Here is a 19,941-nt window from a genome sequence, read left to right on the forward strand (position 1 = left end):
GGGTGAGACACGTCACGCTCCGCGGCCGCGGCTGCGCCAGAGCAGGTAGACGAAGTACGGCGCGCCCAGCAGCGCGGTGCCGAGACCCGCGGGGATCTGCCCCGGCGCGATGACGACGCGTCCCAGCGTGTCCGCGACGGACACGAGGAGGGCCCCGAGCAGCATCGCGACGGGCACGACCCGGGAGTGCCGGGAGCCGACGAGCGCACGGGCGGCGTGCGGCGCGACGAGGCCCACGAACGCGAGCGCCCCGATCGCGCACACGGCCGCGGCGGTGAGCAGCGCGGCGACGCCGAGCAGGAGCAGCCGCGTGCGGTCGAGCGCGACGCCGAGGACGCGCGGGGTGTCGTCGTCGAGCGCCACGACGTCGAGGTCGCGCCGGAACACCGCGGTGAGCGGGGTGAGCACGAGCAGCGCGAGCGCGACGGGGATCAGCTGCTCGAGCGTGCGCCCGTACGTGGAGCCCGACAGCCACGTGAGCGCGAGGTTCACGTCCCACGGCGCGACGACGACGACGAGCAGCGTGATGATCGCCATCACCCCGGCCTGGGCACCGATGCCGATGAGCACGAGCCGGTCCGAGCTCAGACCGCCGCGGTAGGAGAGGCCGTAGACGAGCCCGAACACGGCGAAGGCCCCGATCGCCGCGGCGGCGGACATCGGCCAGATCCCGACGCCGGGGACGAGCAGGATCATCGTCACGGCCCCGAGGCCGGCGCCCGACGTCACGCCGAGCAGGCTCGGCTCCGCGAGCGGGTTGCGGCACACGGCCTGCACGATCGTGCCGGCGAGCGCGAGCGCGGCACCTGCGAGGAGGGCCGCGAGCACACGCGGGACGCGTTGGTCGAGCACGAACGTCACGTGCCGCCCGGCGACCCCGGCCCACCAGTTCGCGACGTCGCCCAGCAGCACGACCCGGTCGCCGAGCAGGAGGCCCGCCACGGCGGCCGCGGCGACGGCGAGCGACAGGACGACCACGACCACGACGACCGCGCGCCGCGAGCGCGGCCGGCTCAGGGCACCGTGCCCGCCGCGCGACGACGCGGGCCCCGAGTCGCGCAGGCGGCGCGCGAGCCACACGAGCAGGATCGCGCCGAGGACGGTCGTGACGATGCCGGTCGGCACCGCGATCGAGAGCGTCCCGGGCAGCAGGAGGCGGAGCAGGACGTCGGCGCCGAGCACGACGACCACGCCGACGAGGGCGGCGAAGGGCAGCAGGAGGACGTGCCGCCCGAGCCCGGGCACGCGACGTGCGACGAGGCGGGCCACGACGGGCGCCGCGAGACCGACGAACCCGACCGGCCCGGCGACGGTCACGGCGATCGAGGCGAGCAGGACGGCGACGAGCACCGAGGCGACGCGCGTGCGGCGCACGTCGACGCCGAGGACGGTCGCGGCGTCGTCCCCGAGGCCGAGGAGGTCGAGCCGGCGCGACAGGACGAGCGCCGCGAGGACGCCGACCACGACGACGGGTGTGGCCAGCGTGACGGTGCGCGTGCCCGACTGGACGATCGAGCCGCTCCCCCACGCGAACAGGCCCATCGTCTCCTGCTCGAACAGCACGAGGAGGACCGTCGTCAGCGCGTGGAGCGCGAGCATGATGGCGGAGCCGGCGAGCACGAGCCGGGTCGGCCCGTCGGCGCCGCCGCGCGCCAGGACGAGCACGAGCCCGGCCGCGGCGAGCCCGCCGAGGAACGCGAGGCCGCCCTGGAGGTAGAACGGGACCGAGAGGCCGAACGCGGCGACCCCGACGACCGTGAGGTAGGCGCCCGCGTTGACCGCGAGCGTGTCGGGCGACGCGAGCGGGTTGCGCGCGACCGACTGCAGCACGGCCCCGGCGACGCCGAGCGCGACCCCCAGCAGCAGCCCGGCGAGGAGCCGCGGCACGCGCGACGCGACGAGGACGGCGACCGTCTGGTCGACCCCTTCTCCCCCGGTCGCGAGGCGCAGCAGGTCGAGCGGGCCGACGTCGGCGGTGCCCTGCGTGAGGTGCACGGCGGCGAGCACGAGCGCGACGACGGCCGCCGCGAGGAACGCGCCCGCGACCCCGAGGCGCGACGTCCGCGCGCGGGGGGCGGTCGCCGTCAGGCCCGGGGCAGCGTCGGCGCCCGGGGGGACGCCGCCCTCCGGGAGGTCCGCGCCGGGGACGACGGCCGGAGCCGGGTCCTCCAGGAGGAGGGTGTCCGGCTCCGGCGTCGTGCGCTGCTCTCGCCTGCTCACAGTGGGTCTCGTCAGCCTTCTCGTCGTCCTGGCGGGGTGCGCGCCCGGGGGCCGCGTCAGGCCGTCAGTGCCTCGACGACCGCGTCGGCGTAGGCCGCGGCGGACAGCGGGCCGCCGAACATCCAGATGCCGTCGGGCAGACGGTGCACGTCACCGGCCGTGACGAACGGGAGCTGCTCCCACACGGCGTTGCCGGCGAGGCCCTCCTCGAACGGGTTCGCCTCGGAGTCGCTCGCGACGTAGAGGAACTTCACGTCACCGAGCTGGGTGAGGCCCTCGACGTCGGTCTGCGCGAGGCCGTAGTCGGGGTCCCCGCCCTCGGTCCACGCGTTGACGAGGCCGATCTCCTCACCGATGGCGCCGAAGAACGAGCCCGGCGTGTACATGCGGATCGAGACGGCGCCGTTCGTCACCCAGCCGTCGGCCATCGTGAACTCGGCCCCGGCGAGGCCCGCCTCGTCGAGCGCGGTGGTGGCCTCGGCGATCTTCGCGTCGTACTCCTCGAGCGCGGCGGCCGCCTCGTCCTCGCGGCCCGTCACGGTGCCGAGCGTCTCGACCGTGGAGCGCATGTAGCCGATGGGGTCCTCGCCGTCGGAGCCGCGCAGCGCGAGCACCGGCGCGACCTCCTCGATCTGCGCGATGACGTTCTCGGGCAGGTCCGTGGTCGTCACGACGAGGTCCGGCTCGAGCGCGGAGATCGCGTCGAGGCTGGGCTCGCCGCGCGTGCCGACGTCGGGCGTGCTCGCGTCGATCGGCGCGACGGTGTCCCACGTGTTGTAGCCCTCGACGTCCGCCTGGCCGACGGGCTCGACGCCCAGCGCCACGAGGTTCTCCGTGAGGCCCCACTCGAGCGAGACGATGTCGGTGGCCGGGGCGTCGAGGGTGACCTCGCCGCGCTCGTCGGTGACGGTGACGGGGCCGGACGCGGCGTCGGTCGTCGCGCCGTCGGACGTGCCGTCGTTCGCGGGCTCCTCGGTCGTGCCGCACGCGGTGAGCGCGAGCGCGGTCGCGAGCGCGACGGCGCCCGCGGCGAGGGAACGGGTGGTCGAGCGCATGGGTGTCCTTCGGGGTCGGTACGGAGGGGTGCGAAGAAGAGGGACGGCGAGATGGCGCGTCGGGCGGCCGGACGCAGCGGTCAGACGAGGACGGCCGCGTCCAGCCGGGCCGCGTGCCGACCGAGCGGCTCGCAGCACGTGCGCCCCGTGAGGGGGTGCGTGTAGACGTCGACGTGGATGCCGTAGACCTCGGTGAGGAGCTCGGTGGTGAGCACGTCCTCGGCCCGGCCCGTGGCGCGCACGACGCCGCCGTGGAGCAGGACGACGTGGTCGGCCACCGCGGCGGCCTGGTTGAGGTCGTGCAGGACGACGCCCACGGCCACGCCGTGCTCGCTCGCCAGGTCGCGGACCAGGTCGAGCAGCTCGACCTGGTAGCGCAGGTCGAGGTACGTCGTCGGCTCGTCGAGCAGGAGCACCTTCGTGTCCTGCGCGAGGCACGTCGCGAGCCACACGCGCTGCAGCTCGCCGCCGGAGAGCTCGTCGACGCCGCGGTCGGCCATCGCCGTGATGCCGGTGACGTCCATGGCGTGCGCGATCGCCCGCGGGCCGTCGGGGTCGTTCGAGCGGAACCGGCCGCGGTAGGGGTGGCGCCCGTACGCGACGACGTCGCGCACGCTCACGCCCGACGGCGTGGGCCGGCTCTGCGACAGGAGCGTCACGCGCCGCGCGAAGTCCTTGGCGTGGAGCGCGAGCGCGTCGGCCTCGTCGTCCAGGGCGACGGTCCCGGCGTCGGGCCGGTGCAGGCGCGCGAGCGAGCGCAGGAGGGTCGACTTGCCCGAGCCGTTGGGCCCGATGAGGGCCGTGACGGCCCCCGGGGCGAGCTCGAGCGCGGCGCCGTGCACCACGGTGCGGTCGTCGTAGGACAGCCGCAGGTCGTGACCCGCGAGCGCCGGGGCGCCGGGCAGGCCCGGCGCGACCGAGGCAGCTGAGGTTCCACTCACAAAGGTGAGGCTAATCTATGCCGCCCGCCCGGAACCAGCCCCTCGCGCGCGTGTGACGGGGCTCACGAACAGCGTCGCGGTCAGCCCTCGACGGCCCGACCGGCCCGCCGTCGCGGCTCTCCCGCGCCCGCGGTGGGCGGCGCGTGGTCCTCGTCCGCCGCGTGCGCGCGCGTCGGGGACGCGTGCCGCTCCCCGCCGGGCGCGACGGGCACGGTGAGCGCCCGGTGGTCCGACAGCCCCGTGTCGACCGCGACGGCGGGCCCCGTCGCCCGGACCGGGCCGTGGGCGAGCACGTGGTCGAGCTGGCGCGCGGGCTCGCCGACGGGGAACGTCGGCGCGGAGGCGAGCGCACGCCACCCGCTCGTGCGCGCGGCCTGCGGCGCCTCGATGTTGAGGTCCCCGAGCAGGACGACGGGCTCGCCGTCGGGCACGTCGGCGGCGAGCTCCCGGGTGAGCCGCACGAGCTGCGTGAGGTTGCGCCCGGGCACGAAGGTCAGGTGCGTGCACACGACCGTCAGCGGCCCGCCCGGCGCCTCGACGCGCGCGACGAGGGCCGCGCGCGGCTCGTCGCGCACGAGCGTCGGCAGCCGGCGCCCGGGGAAGCGCACGGGCACGCGCGTGCGGGGCGCGGGCAGCAGGACGGTGCGCCACGCCGTGACGGGGTACCGGCTCACGACGGCGATCCCGTAGGCCGCCCGGCCGGGCTGGTGCTCGCCCGTCGGCGCGGTCCACACGCCCGGCTCGCCGACGAGCGTCGCGACGAACCGGTGGTCGACGGCGCCCGCCGCCTCGGCCGCGACCGCGGTGAGGTCGGCCCGGTGCGAGCGCGGCTGGTCCCGGTCCACCTCCTGGAGCGCGAGGACGTCCGCGTCGAGGGCGCGGACGGCAGCGGCGAAGCGGCCGACGTCGACGCGGTCGTCGACGAGCGACCGCCCGTGCAGGATGTTGAACGTCGCGAGGCGCACCCTCCCGATTGTGGGGACCGCGGCCCGGGGCCGCACGCGCTCGGCCGGGCGTCCGCTCCCCCGTGGCGACGTGCCAGCGCATCGCGGGTGGTGTAGACCCTGGGCATGGTGGACGACAGGGACGCACTGCACGACGGCCTCCGGATGACCGCCGCGGCGCTGGCCGAGGCCGAGATCCCGCACGCGCTCGTCGGCGGCTACGCGGCGTGGGCCCGCGGGGCGCCGGAGCCGAGCCACGACGCCGACTTCGCGATCCGCGAGGTGGACGTGGACCGTGCGCGCGAGGTGCTGCGCGAGGCGGGGCTCGAGATCACGGAGCCGACGGAGAACTGGCTCTTCAAGGCGTACCACGGGGGTGAGCTCATCGACGTCCTGTACCGGATGGTCGGCGAGCCGATCGACGACGACCTGCTCGCCCGCACCGACGAGCTCGAGGTCCTCGCGGTCCGCATGCCCGTGCTGTCCGCGACCGAGATCATGGCGTCGAAGCTGCGCGTCCTCGGCGAGCACTACTGCGACTTCTCGCGGCTCCTGCCGGTCGCGCGGGCGATGCGCGAGCAGATCGACTGGTCCGACGTCCGGGAGCGCGTCGACGACAACCCGTACGCGCGCGCCTTCCTGTTCCTCCTCGACGAGCTCGCCGTCGTGGACGCGCAGGACATGGGCGACGACTCCCTGGGCTCGCGCACCGACGCGGCCGAGCCGGCCTCCGGGGACCCGTCGAGCGCGCTCGAGTGAGCCCGACCCCCGTTCGCCGCGCGAGCGGGACGGACCCCGGCAAGGGTGTGGTCGTACCGCCCGCCAACCACAGGAGGTCTCACCGATGAGCACGGTCACCCAGTCGATCGACGTCGACGTCCCCGTCCGCACGGCCTACGACCAGTGGACCCAGTTCGAGGAGTTCCCCCGCTTCATGGAGGGCGTCGAGGAGATCCGCCAGCTCGACGCGACGCACACGCACTGGAAGACGAAGATCGGCGGTGTCGAGCGGGAGTTCGACGCGGAGATCACGGAGCAGCACCCCGACGAGCGGGTCGCGTGGAACAGCACGTCGGGCCCCGACCACGCGGGCGTCGTGACCTTCCACCGGCTGAACGACACGCAGACCCGCGTCACGGTCCAGCTCGACTGGACGCCGGAGGGGGTCGTGGAGAAGGTGGGCGACGTCCTCCAGCTCGACGAGCGCCGCGTCAAGGGCGACCTCGCCCGGTTCAAGGAGTTCATCGAGTCCCGCGGGGCCGAGACGGGCGCGTGGCGAGGAGACGTCAGCTGACGACCCGGAGCACGTCGCCGGCCACGGCCGGCGACACCCAGCGCGTCACGGAGCGGGTCCGGTTCGCCCGGGCCCGCTCCGGCGCGTCGTCCGCGCCGTCGACGGCGTCGGCGGGCACCGCGGAGGTGCGCTGCTCGGTCGGCGACCTCACCGCCGTCGTGCACGTGTCCGGGGCGGACGCGCCCGACGTCGTCGTCGTGCTCGTGCACGGCGTCGGGTCGTCGGCGCGCGCGTTCGACCCGGTGCGGCGCGCGCTCCTGCGGCCGGAGGCGCTCCCCCGGGTCGCGGTGCACGCGATCGACCTGCCCGGCTTCGGCGCGGCGCCCCGCGCGCCGCGCGACGTGTCGATCGAGGAGCACGCGGCCGTCGTCGCGGAGCACGTGCGCCGCCACGTGCTCGACCTGCCCGACGGCGCCCCGCGCCCCGTCGTCGTGCTCGTCGGCCACTCGATGGGCGCGCAGGTCGTCGCCCAGGCCATGGCCGACCACCCCCGCGAGGCACCCGCCGGGGTGCTCGTCGGGCCGACGGCGGACCGCCACGCCCGCAGCGCGCCGCGCCAGGCGCTGCGGCTCGTGCGCGACGCGGTGGGCGAGCGGCCGCGCGCACTCGCGACGCTCGCCGTCGACTACGTGCTGCGCTGCTCGCTGCCGCACTACGCGCGCCAGGTCCGGCACATGCTGGCGCACCGGCTCGAGGACGTCGTGCGGCGCGTGCCGGGGCGCCTGGTCGTCGTGCGGGGCGCGCACGACCCGATCGCGCCGCGCCGGTGGTGCCGCGAGCTCGCGCTCGCCGCGCCGCGCGGCACGTTCCGCGAGGTCCGGGGACGCCACCACGCGATGGACGGCGACCCGGAGGCGATCGTCGCGGCCGTGCGGGACGCCGGTGGACTGCCGCACGACCTGTCCCGGGACCTGCCGTGAGGGTGCCCCGCTGGCCCCGCTCCCTGCGGCTGCGCGACCGCGCGGTGGACTACGCGTACGTCGCCGCGCGCCAGGTCCAGGGTGTCCTGCGCGCGCGTCGGCCCGTCCCGACCGGCCCCGGCGGCGCGAGCCCCGTCGTGCTCCTGCCCGGCGTCTACGAGACGTGGCAGCTCCTCGGGCCGCTCGCCACGGCCCTGGCCCGGGCCGGGCACCCGGTCCACGCCGTGCCCGGCCTCGGCTACAACCGGCGCCCGTTCGCCGAGGCGGCCGACCGCACGGCGGCGTTCCTCGAGCAGTCCGCCCTGCACGACGTCGTCCTGGTCGCCCACAGCAAGGGCGGCCTCGTCGGCAAGCGCGTCATGCTGTCGGCCGCCGGGCCGCGCGTCGCCGGCATGGTCGCCGTGGCGACGCCGTTCCACGGCTCGCGCTACGCGCAGTACCTCCTCGGCCGCACCCTGCGCGCGTTCTCCCCGCGCGACGCCGCGCTGCTCGCGCTCGCCGCCGAGCGCGGCGTCGACGCCCGCATCACGGCCGTCTACCCGCGCTTCGACCCGCACATCCCCGAGACCGGCCGGCTCGAGGGCGGACGGAACGTCGAGCTGCCGCTCGCCGGGCACTTCCTCCCGCTCGGCGACCCGGCGCTCGTCGAGGTCGTGGTCCGCGAGGTCGACCGGTTCGCCCGGTCGGCGCCCGCGGACTGAGCGCGGCCCTCAGGCTGAGCGGGCGCGCTCGCCCACCGCGACGCGCACGAGCTCCTGCGTGCACCGGGTCATCGCCACGTACAGCCCGTTCCACCCGCGCGGCTCGGCGGCGACGCCGTCGGGGTCCACGACGACGACCGCGTCCCACTCGAGGCCCTTCGCCTCCGACGTCCCGAGGACGGGCACGTCCCGGACCGCCGCGCGCAGCGCCGCGAGGCGGGCGAGCGGGGCCACGACGCCGACGGTCCCGCCGTCGTACCGGGCCGCGAGGCGCGCGACCTCGGCGGCGACCGTCTCGCCCAGTCGTCCCGGCGCACCGCCGGGCACGACGACGTCCCGCGGCTCGACCCCCGCGTCCCGCACCGCGCGCGGCGGGTCGTTCCGGCTGCCCGCGGCGCGCAGCACCGGCCCGACGAGCGCCATGACCTCGCGCGGCGTGCGGTAGCAGATGGTCAGGTCCGCGCGCCGCCAGCGGTCCCCGAGGACCGGGCCGACGGCGTCCGCCCAGTCCGTGTGGCGGTGCGGCGCCTCGGTCTGGTCGACGTCCCCGACGGCCGTCACGGACCGCGTCGGGCAGCGGCGCAGGACCATGTGCCACTGCATGGGCGAGAGCTCCTGCGCCTCGTCGACCACGACGTGCCCGTAGACCCAGTCGCGGCGCGCGGCCGCGCGCTGCGCGAGAAACTCGCCCTGCTCGCCGGGTGCGTCGGCAGCCCCCAGCGCGTCGGCGAGCGCGTCGAGCAGCGGCACGTCGCTCGGCGCGAGCGCGGCCGGCTCGCTCGTCACGCGGCGCACCTCGGCCGCCGTCAGGTCGGGGGCGTGGCGCGCGAGCAGCGCGGCGTCGCCCAGGAGGTCCGCGAGCGCGCCCCGCGCGTCCACGACCGGCCACCAGGCGTCGACGGCGGCCGCGAACCCGGCGTCGCGCGCGAGGTCGTCCCGCAGCCGGTCGAGGTCGTCCTCGGTGAGCTCGCCGTCGACGTCGCTGCCGCGCGCCCCCGTCGTGGGGGCGCGGTCGTCGCGCGCGGCGAGCCCGGCGTCGAGCTTCCCGAGCACGTCCTCGAACCCCTCCTCGACGCGGGCGAGCAGCTCGGCGTGGCGTGCCGCGGCCTCGTCCACGAGCGCGTCGAGCAGCAGGTCCACGGCCCGGCCCCGCGCGGCGAGCACGCTCCGACCGCCTGCGCGGGCGGCACGGAGGACCTCGGCGACGCGGGCCGCGTCGAGCGTCAGCGGCTCGCCGTCGAGGCGGACCGTCAGGTCCCGCGCGTCCGGGACGAAGGCGTCCGCGTACCGGGCGACGACGTCGTGCCACAGCGCGCGCCCCTTGATCTCCGCGACGTCGCGCCCCTCGTCCCGCTCCGGCGCGACGCCGGGCACGAGCGTGTCGCACGTCGCCGAGACGACCGCCGTCTCCCCGAGCGCGGGCAGCACCTGCGCCACGTACTCGAGGAAGCGCGACGACGGCCCGAGCAGGAGGACCCCTCGCTCCGCGAGGTGCGGGTGGGTGAACAGCAGGTACGCGACGCGGTGCAGCGCGACGACCGTCTTGCCCGTCCCCGGGCCGCCCTGCACGACGAGCGTCTGCTCGGCCGGGGCGCGCACGATCGCGTCCTGCTCGACCTGGAGCGTCGCGACCGCCGTGCCCATGCGGCCGGTCCGACGCTCGGAGAGCGCGGCGAGCAGAGCGCCCTCGCCGACGAGGCCGTCCTCGTCGCCCGCCCCGCTCCCCGAGCCGTCGAGCGGCTCGTCGTCCACGCCGGTGACCCGCTCCCCCGTGGTCCGCACGTGCCGACGCCGGGCGAGACCCTGCGGCTCGCGCGCCGTCGCGGTGTAGAAGGCGCGGGCGCCGTCGGCGCGCCAGTCCAGGACGAGCGGGTCGGCGTCGCCGTCGGGCGCGGCGATCCCGACGCGCCCGACACGGCGCGTGACGCCCTCGACCGTGTCGAGCCGGCCGAAGACCAGCCCGCTCCCGGCGCGCTCGAGCTCGGTCCGACGGCGGCGCAGCCCGGCGCGCCGCGCGCGCTCGACGACGGTCTCGGCCCCGACCGGACCCGCGGCCGGGACCCGGTCGGCGACGTCGTCGGCAGGAGCGGCGAGCTGCGCGTCGAGCTCCGCGAGGAGCTCCGCGCGGCGGGCGAGCGCGGCGTCGAGGTGCTGCTGCTCCTCGGCGACGGCATGCGTCGCGACATCGCGGACGCGGTCGGGAGGAGTGGTGTCAGGCAGGGACGGGGAGGGCTGGACCGGCACGGGACCTCTTCTCGTACGACGTACGGACACGGGCCCAAACGCGTCGCCGCGCTCCGTTGTTCCCGGCCGCGCCGCCTCGGACCTCAGGGAGGTCAGGGCAGGCGCGTCGCCCAGAACGCGACGGCCGACGCCGCGGCGACGTTGAGCGAGTCCACTCCCCCGGCCATGGGGATCGTGACGACCCGGTCCGCCGCCTCGATCGCACCGCGCGACAGACCGTCGCCCTCCGTGCCGAGCACGAGCGCGAGCCGCTCGGGCGGGTCGGCCACGACGTCGTCGAGGCTCACCGCGTCGTCGGCGAGGGCGAGCGCGGCGACGACGAAGCCCTCGTCGCGCAGCAGGTCGAGGCCGCCCGGCCACGTCTCGAACCGCGTCCACGGCACCTGGAACACCGTGCCCATGCTCACGCGCACCGAGCGACGGTAGAGCGGGTCGGCGCAGCGCGGCGAGACGAGCACCGCGTCCACGCCGAGCGCGGCGGCGGAGCGGAAGACCGCGCCGACGTTGGTGTGGTCGACGACGTCCTCCAGCACGGCCACGCGCCGCGCGCCCGTCCCGCCACGGGCTGCCGAGAGCAGGTCGTGCACGGGCGCGAGCGGCGGGCGGTGCATGGCCGCGAGCGCCCCGCGGTGCAGGTGGAACCCGGTGATCCCCTCGAGCACGTCGGGTGCGCCGACGTAGACCGCGAGCTGCTCGCCCGTGCCGCCCGGGGCGTCGTCGACCGGCAGCGCGGCGATGTCGTCGGCAAGGTCGTCGAGCCAGCGCTCGGCCATGAGGAACGACCGCGGCCGGTGCCCGGCGGCGAGCGCGCGCCGGATCACCGTCGAGCTCTCCGCGATGTACAGCCCCTTCTCCGGCTCGTGCTTGGACCGCAGCGCGACGTCGGTCAGGCGGTTGTAGTCCGCGAGGCGGTCGTCGGTGGGGTCGGTGACGTGCACGACCCGCAGGCCGGCTCGCGTGCTGGTCTCGCTCACGTCGTCGATTCTCCCAGGCATGCCAGGACCCTTGATCCCGAGCGCGGTCCTGTCTAGTCTGTCCAGACAGGACGAGGAGCGGGGGTCCCATGAGCTGGCAGGTGCAGGACGCGAAGCAACGCCTGAGCGAGGTCCTGCGAGAGGCCGAGAACGGTCCACAGGTCATCACCCGGCACGGCAAGGAGATCGCCGTCGTCGTCGGGATCGACCTCTACCACGAGCTCGCCGGGGTCCGCGTGGAGCTCGCCGACTACCTCCTTCAGGCACCCACGACGGACGACCTCGACCTCACTCGTGACCGGACTCCGCTGCGCGAGCTCGATCTCGGGGCCGACGCGTGAGGTACCTGCTCGACACGAACGTCGTCTCCGAGCTCGTCCGAACCCGCCCGGACGAGCAGGTCGTCACCTGGCTCCGCGGGCTGCGGACGCACCAGATCTACCTCTCGGTGCTGACCGTCGGCGAGATCCGCACGGGAGTCCAGCGCCTCGTGCCCCGCGACGCCCCGCGGGCGACCGCACTCGAGGCGTGGGTCCACGGCCTCGAGGAGACGTACGGGGACCGCATCCTCCCCGTGACGCTCGAGATCGCGCAGCGCTGGCCGGCCGTGCACGCGGCGCGCCCGCTGCCCGTCGTCGACTCCCTGCTCGCGGCGACCGCGCTCGCCCACGGGCTCACGGTGGCGACACGGAACACCCGGGACTTCGTCGACAGCGGCGTCCCCGTCGTCAACCCGTTCTCCTCGCCCTGACCGCTGACCGTCCACCGCTGGCGTGGCGCGGGTCACGGTCCTTCGCCCCTCGCGCGATCCGGGCATCGGGGGTCGAATAGGGGCATGGGATCCGCGCCGGACGCTGCACCGACCCCCGCCACGGCGGCCTCCTCGACCTCGGCGAGCACGACCGAGCGCTCGCTCGACGCGCCGTGGTCGCGCCCGCCCGACGCCGTCCTCGCCGAGCTCGGCACGGACGCGGGCGGCCTCTCCAGCGCCGACGCCGCGGCGCGGCTCGCGGAGGTGGGGCCGAACCGGCTGCCGCCGCCGCAGCGCGACCCGCTGTGGAAGCGGATCCTGGTCCACTTCGACGACATCCTCATCTACATCCTGCTCGTCTCCGCCGTGCTCAAGGCGATCCTCGGCGACTGGGTCGACTTCACGGTGATCCTCGCGGTCGCGGTGATCAACGCGGCGATCGGGTTCATCCAGGAGGGCCGCGCGGAGAGCGCGCTCGAGGGCATCCGGAACATGCTGTCGGTCAACGCCGAGGTGCGACGCGACGGCGCGTGGGCCCGCGTGGACGCCGACGACGTCGTGCCCGGCGACGTCGTGCGGGTGCGCTCGGGCGACCGCGTGCCCGCTGACGTGCGGCTGATCCAGGCGACGAACCTGCGCGTCGAGGAGTCGGCCCTCACGGGCGAGTCGGTCGCGGCGGCCAAGAAGGTCGACGCGGTCGGGGCGGACGCGGGCGTGGGCGACCGGTCGAGCATGCTGTTCTCGAGCACGCTCGTGGCCGCGGGCCAGGGCGTGGGCGTCGTCACCGCGACGGGGACGGCGACCGAGATCGGCCGGATCCAGACGATGATCTCCGAGGTCCGCAGCCTCGCGACGCCGCTCACCCGCCAGCTCGACCGGTTCGGCAAGCTGCTCGCGGTGCTCATCCTCGCGATGGCCGTCGTCATGGTGATCATCGGCCGCGTCTTCCACGACTTCACTGTCCCGGAGCTCATCTCGGCGTCGATCGGCTTCGCGGTCGCCGCGGTGCCGGAGGGCCTGCCTGCGCTCGTGACGATCACGCTCGCGCTCGGGGTGCAGCAGATGGCCCGCCGCCGCGCGATCACGCGCAAGCTCCCCGCGGTCGAGACCCTCGGCTCGGTGACGACGATCTGCTCGGACAAGACCGGCACGCTCACCAAGAACGAGATGACGGCGCGCACCGTCCGCACGAGCGGGCGCACGTTCGCGGTCGCGGGCGCGGGGTACGCGCCCGTCGGCGACGTCACGCTCGACGAGGAAGACGGTGAGCGGCACGCGGACCTCTCCGACGACCGCGACCTCGCCGCCCTCGCGACGGTCATGATGCTGTGCAACGACGCGCGGATCGTGCCCGACGGCGAGGACGCCGACGGCTGGCGGCTCGTGGGCGAACCGACGGAGGGCGCGCTGCGCACGCTCGGCATGAAGGCCGGCGTCGACCCGACGGGGTGGCGGCGCGTCGCCGTCGTGCCGTTCGAGTCCGAGAACAAGTTCATGGCGACGCTCGACGCGGACCCCGACGGCGGCCTGCACGTGCACGTCAAGGGCGCGCCCGACCGCGTCCTCGACCGCTGCGCGACCCAGGTCGGCCCGGAGGGCGCGCCCGAGCCGCTCGACCGCGCGTTCTGGGACGCGCAGATCGACGCGCTCGGCGGGCAGGGTCTGCGCGTGCTCGCGGCCGCGCGACGCCCGGCCGCCGACGGCACGGTGGACCTCGACGTCGCCGACGTCGCGGACGGCCTGGAGCTGTGCGGGCTCGTCGGCATCGTGGACCCGCCGCGCCCCGAGGCGATCGAGGCCATCGCCGAGTGCCGCGACGCGGGCATCCGCGTGAAGATGATCACCGGCGACCACGCGGGCACCGCCCTCGCGATCGGCCGGGAGATGGGCATCGTCGACGCCCACGACGGCTCCTCCGCGCCGGCCGTCCTCACCGGGCCGGAGCTCGAGGAGATGAGCACGGAGCGGCTGCGCGCGGTCGTGCGCGACGTCGACGTGTACGCGCGCACGAGCCCCGAGCACAAGATCCGCATCGTGTCCGCGCTCCAGTCGCACGGCGAGGTCGTCGCGATGACGGGCGACGGCGTCAACGACGCCCCCGCGCTCACCCAGGCGGACGTCGGCGTCGCGATGGGCATCAAGGGCACCGAGGCGACCAAGGAGGCCGCCGAGGTCGTGCTCGCCGACGACAACTTCGCGACGATCGAGCGCGCGGTGAAGGAGGGGCGGCGGATCTACGACAACATCCGCAAGTCCGTCCTGTTCCTGCTCCCGACCAACGGCGCGCAGTCGCTCGTCATCCTCGTCGCGGTCCTGTTCGGCCTCACCCTGCCGCTCCAGCCGGTCCAGGTGCTCTGGATCAACATGATCACCGCGGTCACGCTGTCGCTCGCGCTCGCGTACGAGAAGGCGGAGCCCGACGTCATGCGCCGCGCCCCGCGCGACCCGAAGGCGTCGATCCTCGACGGCGCGTACGTGCGCCGCATCCTCCTCGTGTCGCTCCTCATCGGCGGCGCGACGATCCTGTTGTTCTACGTCGAGCGGGCGCAGGGCGTCCCGCTCGCCGAGGCGCAGACGACGGCGGTCACGATGCTCGCGCTCGGCCAGCTCGCCTACCTGTTCAACTGCCGGTTCCTCGACCGGTCGAGCCTCACGGTCGACGTGCTGCGCGGCAACCGGGTGGTCTGGGTCTCGGCGGCGACGCTGCTCGCCCTCCAGGCCGTCTTCGTCTACGCGCCGTTCATGCACTCGTGGTTCGACTCGGCGCCCATCGCGCTCGCGGAGTGGGGCAAGACCCTCGGGCTGGCGCTCGTCGTCTTCCTGCTCGTCGAGGTCATCAAGTGGGTCGGCCGGCGCTGGACCGCCCGCGACCACGTCCCCGCGCTCGTCGAGCGCGACGCCGGGCAGCACTGAGAGGCGCGAACACCACGCGCCGCTGCACCTCGTAGCTCGTCGCGACGAGCGCGGCGTCGGTGCCGACCTTGGCCGCGAGGAGTGGCAGGCCGAGTCCCGTCAGCAGCGCGACCAGCCCGTAGCTCGCCGCGAGCAGCACGGCCGCGAGCGCCAGGTACCGGGTCGCCGCGACGCGCAGCGGGAGACCACGCCCGCCCGGGAACACCAGGCGGCGGTTCACGGCGAAGTTCACGCCCGCGCTGAGCAGGCGCGCGCTCACCACGGCCGCGAGGAGCGACCCGGTGAGCGCGTGCAGCGCGAGCAGCGCGACGACGTCGACCGCGGCCGACCCGAGCGACGACGCCGCGAACCGCAGCAGCGGCGCCCACACGCGCAACGAGTCGGCGACGGGCCGGAAGTGCGAGGACGCGTTGTCGTCGAGGTACACCGTCGCGACGTCCACCTCGACGATCCGGCGGCCCGCGCGGGTCGCCTCGAGGAGCGCCCGCAGCTCGTACTCGTACCGGTCCCCGCGCACGGCGAGGAGATCGGCGAGCAGGCCCGGCCCGTAGCCGCGCAGGCCGGTCTGGGTGTCCCGGACACGCGTGCCGGTCGTCGCGGCGAACGCCCAGCGGGTCGCGGCGTTGCCCACACGGCTGCGCACCGGCACGTCGCCCGCGAAGCGGCGCGCGCCGAGCACGACGGCCTCGGGCTCGGCCTGCGAGCGCGCGGCGACCCGCAGCACGTCGACCACGGTGTGCTGCCCGTCCGCGTCGGCGCACACGACGCCGTGGCCGGGCAGCCGGTCGCGCACCCAGCGGATCCCGGTCCGCAACGCATGGCCCTTCCCACGGTTCACCGGGACGGTGAGCACCACGGCGCCCAGCGCCCGCACCGCGCGGAACACTCTCCCGCACCGCCGGTCGCTGCCGTCGTCGACCACCACGACCGGGGACCCGGGGGCGGCCGCCCGCAGCGCGTCGACGAGCGCGACGAGCCGCGCGTCGGGCTGGTAGGCGGGGACCACGACGGCGGTCCGCGCGACGCTCGTCGCCGGGTCCGCGGGCTGCTCGCGCGTGGTCACGGCCGCCATCAGGCACCGTCCGCGACGTAGAGGACGTCGGACGTGCCGCGCTCCCGACCCTGCGACGGGCTGTTGACGACCTCTCCGTCGAACCAGAGGGTCGAGGACCCGCCGCCGTCGATGTTGTACGCGGTCGTCGCGCCGAGGTCCTGCAGGATCCCGGCGAGCTCGGTCGTCGTCGCGCCGCGCGAGTAGCCCTCCTGGCGGCCGTCCACGACGACCAGGAGGAGGTGGTTCGCGTCGACGACCCCGATCGCCGTGCGCGGCTGCTCGCCCTGGATCGAGTGGTTCCCGACGTTCGTGTCGACCTCGACGTCCTCGATCCCGGCCACGACCTCGCCGTCCTCGACGAGCGAGGGCCCGAACGACAGCGTGTTCCACACCCCGGCGTCGACGAGGCTCTGCGCGTCCGTCGTCGTCTCGTCGTAGACCTCGACGTGACCGTCGCGGTAGAGCGCGAGGCCCTCGCGCGCGCCCTCGTCCCGGTACACGACGCCGTTGCGGACGACGATGCCGGTGTCGCGGAACCCGTAGTAGTCGCCGTTGACCGCGAGGACGGCACCGTTGTCGGCGGCGATGTCCGACGTCTTCTCCGTGATGTTCGTGCCGAACGCGTCCTGGGCGAACGCGGAGCGCAGGTCCGTCATGTCGGAGAGCACGACGTCGGCCACGTAGTACGTCAGGGTGGCGTCGCCCGACCCGGTGGTCACCCGGGAGACCGTGATGCTCGTGGCGTCGGACGTGTACGTGTCGCCGTCGACCGCGCCGGTGCCCGCCGAGGTGCCCGCGCCGTCGTCCGCCGTCGCGCCCTGGCTCGACGTCCCGTGTGCGTCGAGACCCTGCGAGGCCTCGTAGGCCGACACGTCGGCGATCTCGACGTGCTCGACGACGAACCGGTCCAGCGCCCACGCCGAGGCGCCACCCAGCGGGAGCAGCACCGCAAGGGTGGTGACGAGCGCGGCACGCCACCGCGGTCGGCGTCGGGGCGCGGGCGGCGCGGACGAGGCGGACGAGGCGGGGGGCGGGGTGGGAGTGCTCATGGGCCGTGTCTACGAAGCGTGCGTGTGCTGCCGGGATGCCACGGCTGTCCGTCGGCTGTGAGCAGCCGCGCCCGCGCCCGGGGCGTCCCGTGACCCACCTCTCAGCCCGTCGACTTGCGTCAAGCGATACCCCCGGGGGTATCGTCGGAGCATGATCCCTTCGACTCCTGGCTCGACGACCCCTCCGTCCGACCTCGACGGCGCCCGCCGCATCGTCGTCGTCGGCGGCGTCGCGGGCGGCATGAGCGCCGCCGCGCGCGCCCGCCGCCTCGACGAGCGCGCGTCGATCATCGTGCTCGAGCAGTCCGACCACGTCTCGTTCGCGGGCTGCGGCCTGCCGTACCAGGTGTCGGGCGAGATCGCGGACCGCGACCCCCTCCTGCTGCACACGCCCGGCTCGCTCCGCGCGAGCCTCGACCTCGACGTGCGCACGCGCCACCGCGTCACCGCGGTCGACCGCGCCGCACGCACCGTCACCGTCGCCGCCGAGGGCGGGACGTACGAGCTCGGCTACGACGCGCTCCTCCTCGCACCGGGCGCGACGACGGTCCTCCCGCCCGTCACGGGGCTGGACCACCCGGCCGTGCACACGCTGCGGACGATCGGCGACCTGGACGCCCTCACCGGCCGGCTCGCCGAGCTCGAGGCTGAGGTGGCCGACGGCCGCACGGCCCCGGTGCGGGCCGTCGTCGTCGGTGCGGGCTTCATCGGGCTCGAGGCCGTGGAGGCGCTCGTCGGGCGGGGCCTCACGGTCGACGTCGTCGAGCGCGCCGACCAGGTGCTCCCGCCGCTGGAACCGGACCTCGCGCCGCTGCTGGCGGACGAGCTGCGCGACCACGGGGTCGGGCTGCACCTCGGGACCTCCGCGAGCGCCGTCGTGCCGCAGCCGGCGGGCGCGGACCACGCCGTCGCGCTCGAGCTCACGGACGGCACGGCCCTCGACGCCGATGTGGTGCTCGTCAGCGTGGGTGTGCGACCCGCGAGCGACCTCGCGGCGGCAGCCGGGCTCGCCCTCGGCGAGCGCGGCGCGATCCGCGTCGACGGCGACCAGCGCACGTCCGACCCGCACGTGTGGGCCGTCGGTGACGCCGTCGAGGTCGTGCACGCCGTGACCGGCGCGACCGGCCCCGTCCCGCTCGCGGGCCCGGCCAACCGCCAGGGCCGCCGCGCCGCGGACGCGATGACCGGGCACCGCACCACGCCGCAGGCGCCCGTGCTCGGGACGGCGATCGTGCGCGTGTTCGGCCTCACCGCCGCCGTGACCGGGCCGAGCCACGCCACCCTGGCGGCGGCCGACGTCGCGCACGAGCAGGTGCGCGTCCACGCGGCCCACCACGCGGGCTGGTTCCCCGGGGCCGAGCCCGTGCACGTGACGGCGAGCTTCGCGCCCGACGGCCGCCTGCTCGGCGCGCAGGCCGTGGGCCGCGCGGGGGTGGACAAGCGCATCGACGTGCTCGCGACCGCGCTGCGCGCCGGGCTCACCGCCGACGACCTCGCCGAGCTCGAGCTCGCGTACGCCCCGCCCTACGGCGCCGCCAAGGACGTCGTCAACATGCTGGGGTTCGTCGCCCAGAACGTGCTCGACGGCACCATGCCGCAGTGGCACGCGGCCGACCTCGACGAGGTCGTCGCGACCTCCCTCGTGCTCGACGTCCGGTCGCGCGCCGAGCACGCCGGGGGCCACCTCGACGGGGCTCTCAACGTGCCGCACACCGAGCTGCGCGAGCGGCTCGGTGAGGTGCGCGCCGCCGCGGCGGGGCGCCCCGTCGCCGTGCACTGCGCGAGCGGTGTGCGCTCCTACCTCGCGACCCGTGTCCTGCTCGCCGCCGGGCTCGACGCGCGCAACCTCTCCGGCGGCTGGCTCACCCTGACCACCACGCCGCGCGCCGCGCGCACCCTCGAAGGAGTCCCCGCATGATCGACCGCCTCCGCCGCCTGTTCTCCCGCTCGTCCGACGACGGCGGCCTGCGCCCGACCGTCGACGCCACCACCGCGGTGCAGCTCGTCCGCGACGGCGCGACGCTGCTCGACGTGCGCGAGCGCGACGAGTGGCGCGCCGGGCACGCGCCCCAGGCCGTGCACGTGCCGCTCGCCGACGTCCCCTCCGCCGCGCCGCGGCGGCTGAAGGACGGCGCGACCGTCGTCGTCGTGTGCGCGTCGGGGATGCGCTCGCGCACCGCCGCCCGCCAGCTCCGCTCGCTCGGCTACGCCGCGACGAGCCTGTCCGGCGGGCTCGGCGCGTGGCAGGCCGCGGGCGGGGCCGTGCGACGCTGATCCTGCACCTCCGCGCGCGGGCCGGCCCCGGCCCCACCGAGCGACGAACCCCTACCCCTGATCGACACCCCCCACCCCTGATCGACACCCCACTCCCGAGGAGACACACCATGTGCAGTCCCGCCCTGTGCCGCACGTGCGGCAAGACCACCTGGACCGGCTGCGGCATGCACGCCGACGAGGTCATGGCCGAGGTGCCGCCCGAGCAGCGCTGCACCTGCGCCTGACGCGACCCGCCCGGGAGACACCGGGGCCGCACCACGACGGCAGCCCGCTGCCGACCTCAGCACGACGAACACCGAGACCAGAACCGACGAACGCAGGAGAAACGATCGTGGAGCTCGACCCCACCGACATGGGCAAGGTCGCCAACCGGCTCAAGCGCGCCCAGGGCCAGCTCGCGGCCGTCGTGCGCATGCTCGACGAAGGGCGGGACTGCGAGGACGTCGTCACGCAGCTCTCGGCCGTCTCGCGGGCCCTGGACCGCGCCGGGTTCGCGATCATCGCGTCCGGCATGCGTCAGTGCCTCACCGAGCCGGCCGAGGACGGTGAGGACCCGACGCTCGACGTAGCCAAGCTCGAGAAGCTCTTCCTCTCGCTCGCCTGA

At 75.6% G+C, this 19,941-nt stretch carries 19 protein-coding genes; 11 read left to right on the forward strand and 8 right to left on the reverse strand.

The window, feature by feature from the left end:
- Positions 1-12: 12 nt before the first annotated feature.
- The 4 genes from AC3WT4_RS14530 to AC3WT4_RS14545 form a co-directional block, all read right to left on the reverse strand.
- Entirely contained in the window at positions 13-2,172 is a 2,160-nt protein-coding gene (locus tag AC3WT4_RS14530) for an iron ABC transporter permease (RefSeq protein WP_492315805.1), read from the reverse strand.
- 104 nt (positions 2,173-2,276) lie between these two features.
- The gene (locus AC3WT4_RS14535) at positions 2,277-3,275 is read right to left on the reverse strand and encodes an ABC transporter substrate-binding protein (protein WP_492315769.1); all 999 of its coding nucleotides are present in this window, start codon (positions 3,273-3,275) and stop codon (positions 2,277-2,279) included.
- Positions 3,276-3,355: 80 nt separating this feature from the next.
- Entirely contained in the window at positions 3,356-4,216 is an 861-nt protein-coding gene (locus AC3WT4_RS14540; protein ID WP_286185956.1) for an ABC transporter ATP-binding protein, read from the reverse strand.
- A gap of 80 nt (positions 4,217-4,296) precedes the next feature.
- On the reverse strand, positions 4,297-5,181 hold the full coding sequence (locus tag AC3WT4_RS14545; RefSeq protein WP_492315770.1) for an endonuclease/exonuclease/phosphatase family protein: 885 nt from the start codon (positions 5,179-5,181) through the stop codon (positions 4,297-4,299).
- Between the two features lie 105 nt (positions 5,182-5,286).
- Here AC3WT4_RS14545 and AC3WT4_RS14550 point away from each other — a divergent pair, with 105 nt between their 5' ends.
- The 4 genes from AC3WT4_RS14550 (at position 5,287) to AC3WT4_RS14565 (ending at position 8,075) form a co-directional block, all read left to right on the forward strand.
- Positions 5,287-5,919, forward strand: coding sequence for a nucleotidyltransferase family protein (locus AC3WT4_RS14550; RefSeq protein WP_076404711.1), 633 nt, complete (start codon positions 5,287-5,289; stop codon positions 5,917-5,919).
- Between the two features lie 85 nt (positions 5,920-6,004).
- Positions 6,005-6,454, forward strand: a complete 450-nt coding sequence (locus AC3WT4_RS14555; protein ID WP_021483430.1) for an SRPBCC family protein — start codon at positions 6,005-6,007, stop codon at positions 6,452-6,454.
- Entirely contained in the window at positions 6,433-7,374 is a 942-nt protein-coding gene (locus AC3WT4_RS14560; RefSeq protein ID WP_492315771.1) for an alpha/beta fold hydrolase, read from the forward strand. The genes AC3WT4_RS14555 and AC3WT4_RS14560 overlap by 22 nt, the downstream gene beginning before the upstream one ends.
- The gene (locus tag AC3WT4_RS14565; protein ID WP_492315772.1) at positions 7,371-8,075 is read left to right on the forward strand and encodes an esterase/lipase family protein; all 705 of its coding nucleotides are present in this window, start codon (positions 7,371-7,373) and stop codon (positions 8,073-8,075) included. The genes AC3WT4_RS14560 and AC3WT4_RS14565 overlap by 4 nt, the downstream gene beginning before the upstream one ends.
- 9 nt (positions 8,076-8,084) lie before the next feature.
- On the opposite strand, the gene AC3WT4_RS14570 is transcribed toward AC3WT4_RS14565, so the two are convergent.
- Both AC3WT4_RS14570 and AC3WT4_RS14575 read right to left on the reverse strand, forming a co-directional pair.
- The gene (locus tag AC3WT4_RS14570; RefSeq protein ID WP_492315773.1) at positions 8,085-10,319 is read right to left on the reverse strand and encodes a HelD family protein; all 2,235 of its coding nucleotides are present in this window, start codon (positions 10,317-10,319) and stop codon (positions 8,085-8,087) included.
- Between the two features lie 92 nt (positions 10,320-10,411).
- A complete protein-coding gene (locus AC3WT4_RS14575; protein ID WP_492315774.1) occupies positions 10,412-11,293 on the reverse strand; it encodes a TrmH family RNA methyltransferase in 882 nt (293 codons plus the stop codon).
- Positions 11,294-11,382: 89 nt separating this feature from the next.
- On the opposite strand from AC3WT4_RS14575, the gene AC3WT4_RS14580 reads away from it, so the two are divergent.
- The 3 genes from AC3WT4_RS14580 to AC3WT4_RS14590 all read left to right on the forward strand — a co-directional run bounded on the left by AC3WT4_RS14580 (position 11,383) and on the right by AC3WT4_RS14590 (position 14,957).
- Entirely contained in the window at positions 11,383-11,634 is a 252-nt protein-coding gene (locus AC3WT4_RS14580; RefSeq protein ID WP_492315775.1) for a type II toxin-antitoxin system Phd/YefM family antitoxin, read from the forward strand.
- Positions 11,631-12,044 (forward strand): type II toxin-antitoxin system VapC family toxin, encoded by a 414-nt coding sequence (locus AC3WT4_RS14585; protein ID WP_492315776.1) that lies wholly within the window; start codon positions 11,631-11,633, stop codon positions 12,042-12,044. Before AC3WT4_RS14580 ends, AC3WT4_RS14585 begins: the two co-directional genes overlap by 4 nt.
- A gap of 84 nt (positions 12,045-12,128) precedes the next feature.
- Positions 12,129-14,957 (forward strand): cation-translocating P-type ATPase, encoded by a 2,829-nt coding sequence (locus tag AC3WT4_RS14590; protein ID WP_492315777.1) that lies wholly within the window; start codon positions 12,129-12,131, stop codon positions 14,955-14,957.
- On the opposite strand, the gene AC3WT4_RS14595 is transcribed toward AC3WT4_RS14590, so the two are convergent.
- Both AC3WT4_RS14595 and AC3WT4_RS14600 read right to left on the reverse strand, forming a co-directional pair.
- Positions 14,881-16,029, reverse strand: coding sequence for a glycosyltransferase (locus AC3WT4_RS14595; protein WP_492315778.1), 1,149 nt, complete (start codon positions 16,027-16,029; stop codon positions 14,881-14,883). The genes AC3WT4_RS14590 and AC3WT4_RS14595 overlap by 77 nt on opposite strands.
- Positions 16,029-17,060, reverse strand: a complete 1,032-nt coding sequence (locus tag AC3WT4_RS14600) for a phosphodiester glycosidase family protein (protein WP_492315779.1) — start codon at positions 17,058-17,060, stop codon at positions 16,029-16,031. The genes AC3WT4_RS14595 and AC3WT4_RS14600 overlap by 1 nt, the downstream gene beginning before the upstream one ends.
- 151 nt (positions 17,061-17,211) lie before the next feature.
- On the opposite strand from AC3WT4_RS14600, the gene AC3WT4_RS14605 reads away from it, so the two are divergent.
- The 4 genes from AC3WT4_RS14605 (at position 17,212) to AC3WT4_RS14620 (ending at position 19,941) form a co-directional block, all read left to right on the forward strand.
- A complete protein-coding gene (locus AC3WT4_RS14605; RefSeq protein ID WP_492315780.1) occupies positions 17,212-18,978 on the forward strand; it encodes an FAD-dependent oxidoreductase in 1,767 nt (588 codons plus the stop codon).
- Positions 18,975-19,334, forward strand: coding sequence for a rhodanese-like domain-containing protein (locus AC3WT4_RS14610; protein WP_492315781.1), 360 nt, complete (start codon positions 18,975-18,977; stop codon positions 19,332-19,334). Before AC3WT4_RS14605 ends, AC3WT4_RS14610 begins: the two co-directional genes overlap by 4 nt.
- 110 nt (positions 19,335-19,444) lie before the next feature.
- On the forward strand, positions 19,445-19,561 hold the full coding sequence (locus AC3WT4_RS14615; RefSeq protein ID WP_488179681.1) for a DUF8730 family Cys-rich protein: 117 nt from the start codon (positions 19,445-19,447) through the stop codon (positions 19,559-19,561).
- A 107-nt stretch (positions 19,562-19,668) separates the two neighbouring features.
- Entirely contained in the window at positions 19,669-19,941 is a 273-nt protein-coding gene (locus tag AC3WT4_RS14620; RefSeq protein WP_074807037.1) for a metal-sensitive transcriptional regulator, read from the forward strand.

The organism is Cellulosimicrobium sp. EB106-03-01-XG111 (assembly GCF_058792115.1).

What these genes read in the sequence shown, in the direction of transcription:
- AC3WT4_RS14615 (WP_488179681.1), top strand. Translation starts at nt 19,445, where the DNA reads ATGTGCAGTCCCGCCCTGTGCCGCACGTGCGGCAAGACCACCTGGACC.
- AC3WT4_RS14535 (WP_492315769.1), bottom strand. Translation starts at nt 3,275, where the DNA reads ATGCGCTCGACCACCCGTTCCCTCGCCGCGGGCGCCGTCGCGCTCGCG.
- AC3WT4_RS14550 (WP_076404711.1), top strand. Translation starts at nt 5,287, where the DNA reads ATGGTGGACGACAGGGACGCACTGCACGACGGCCTCCGGATGACCGCC.
- AC3WT4_RS14595 (WP_492315778.1), bottom strand. Translation starts at nt 16,029, where the DNA reads ATGGCGGCCGTGACCACGCGCGAGCAGCCCGCGGACCCGGCGACGAGC.
- AC3WT4_RS14605 (WP_492315780.1), top strand. Translation starts at nt 17,212, where the DNA reads ATGATCCCTTCGACTCCTGGCTCGACGACCCCTCCGTCCGACCTCGAC.
- AC3WT4_RS14555 (WP_021483430.1), top strand. Translation starts at nt 6,005, where the DNA reads ATGAGCACGGTCACCCAGTCGATCGACGTCGACGTCCCCGTCCGCACG.
- AC3WT4_RS14610 (WP_492315781.1), top strand. Translation starts at nt 18,975, where the DNA reads ATGATCGACCGCCTCCGCCGCCTGTTCTCCCGCTCGTCCGACGACGGC.
- AC3WT4_RS14580 (WP_492315775.1), top strand. Translation starts at nt 11,383, where the DNA reads ATGAGCTGGCAGGTGCAGGACGCGAAGCAACGCCTGAGCGAGGTCCTG.
- AC3WT4_RS14590 (WP_492315777.1), top strand. Translation starts at nt 12,129, where the DNA reads ATGGGATCCGCGCCGGACGCTGCACCGACCCCCGCCACGGCGGCCTCC.
- AC3WT4_RS14600 (WP_492315779.1), bottom strand. Translation starts at nt 17,060, where the DNA reads ATGAGCACTCCCACCCCGCCCCCCGCCTCGTCCGCCTCGTCCGCGCCG.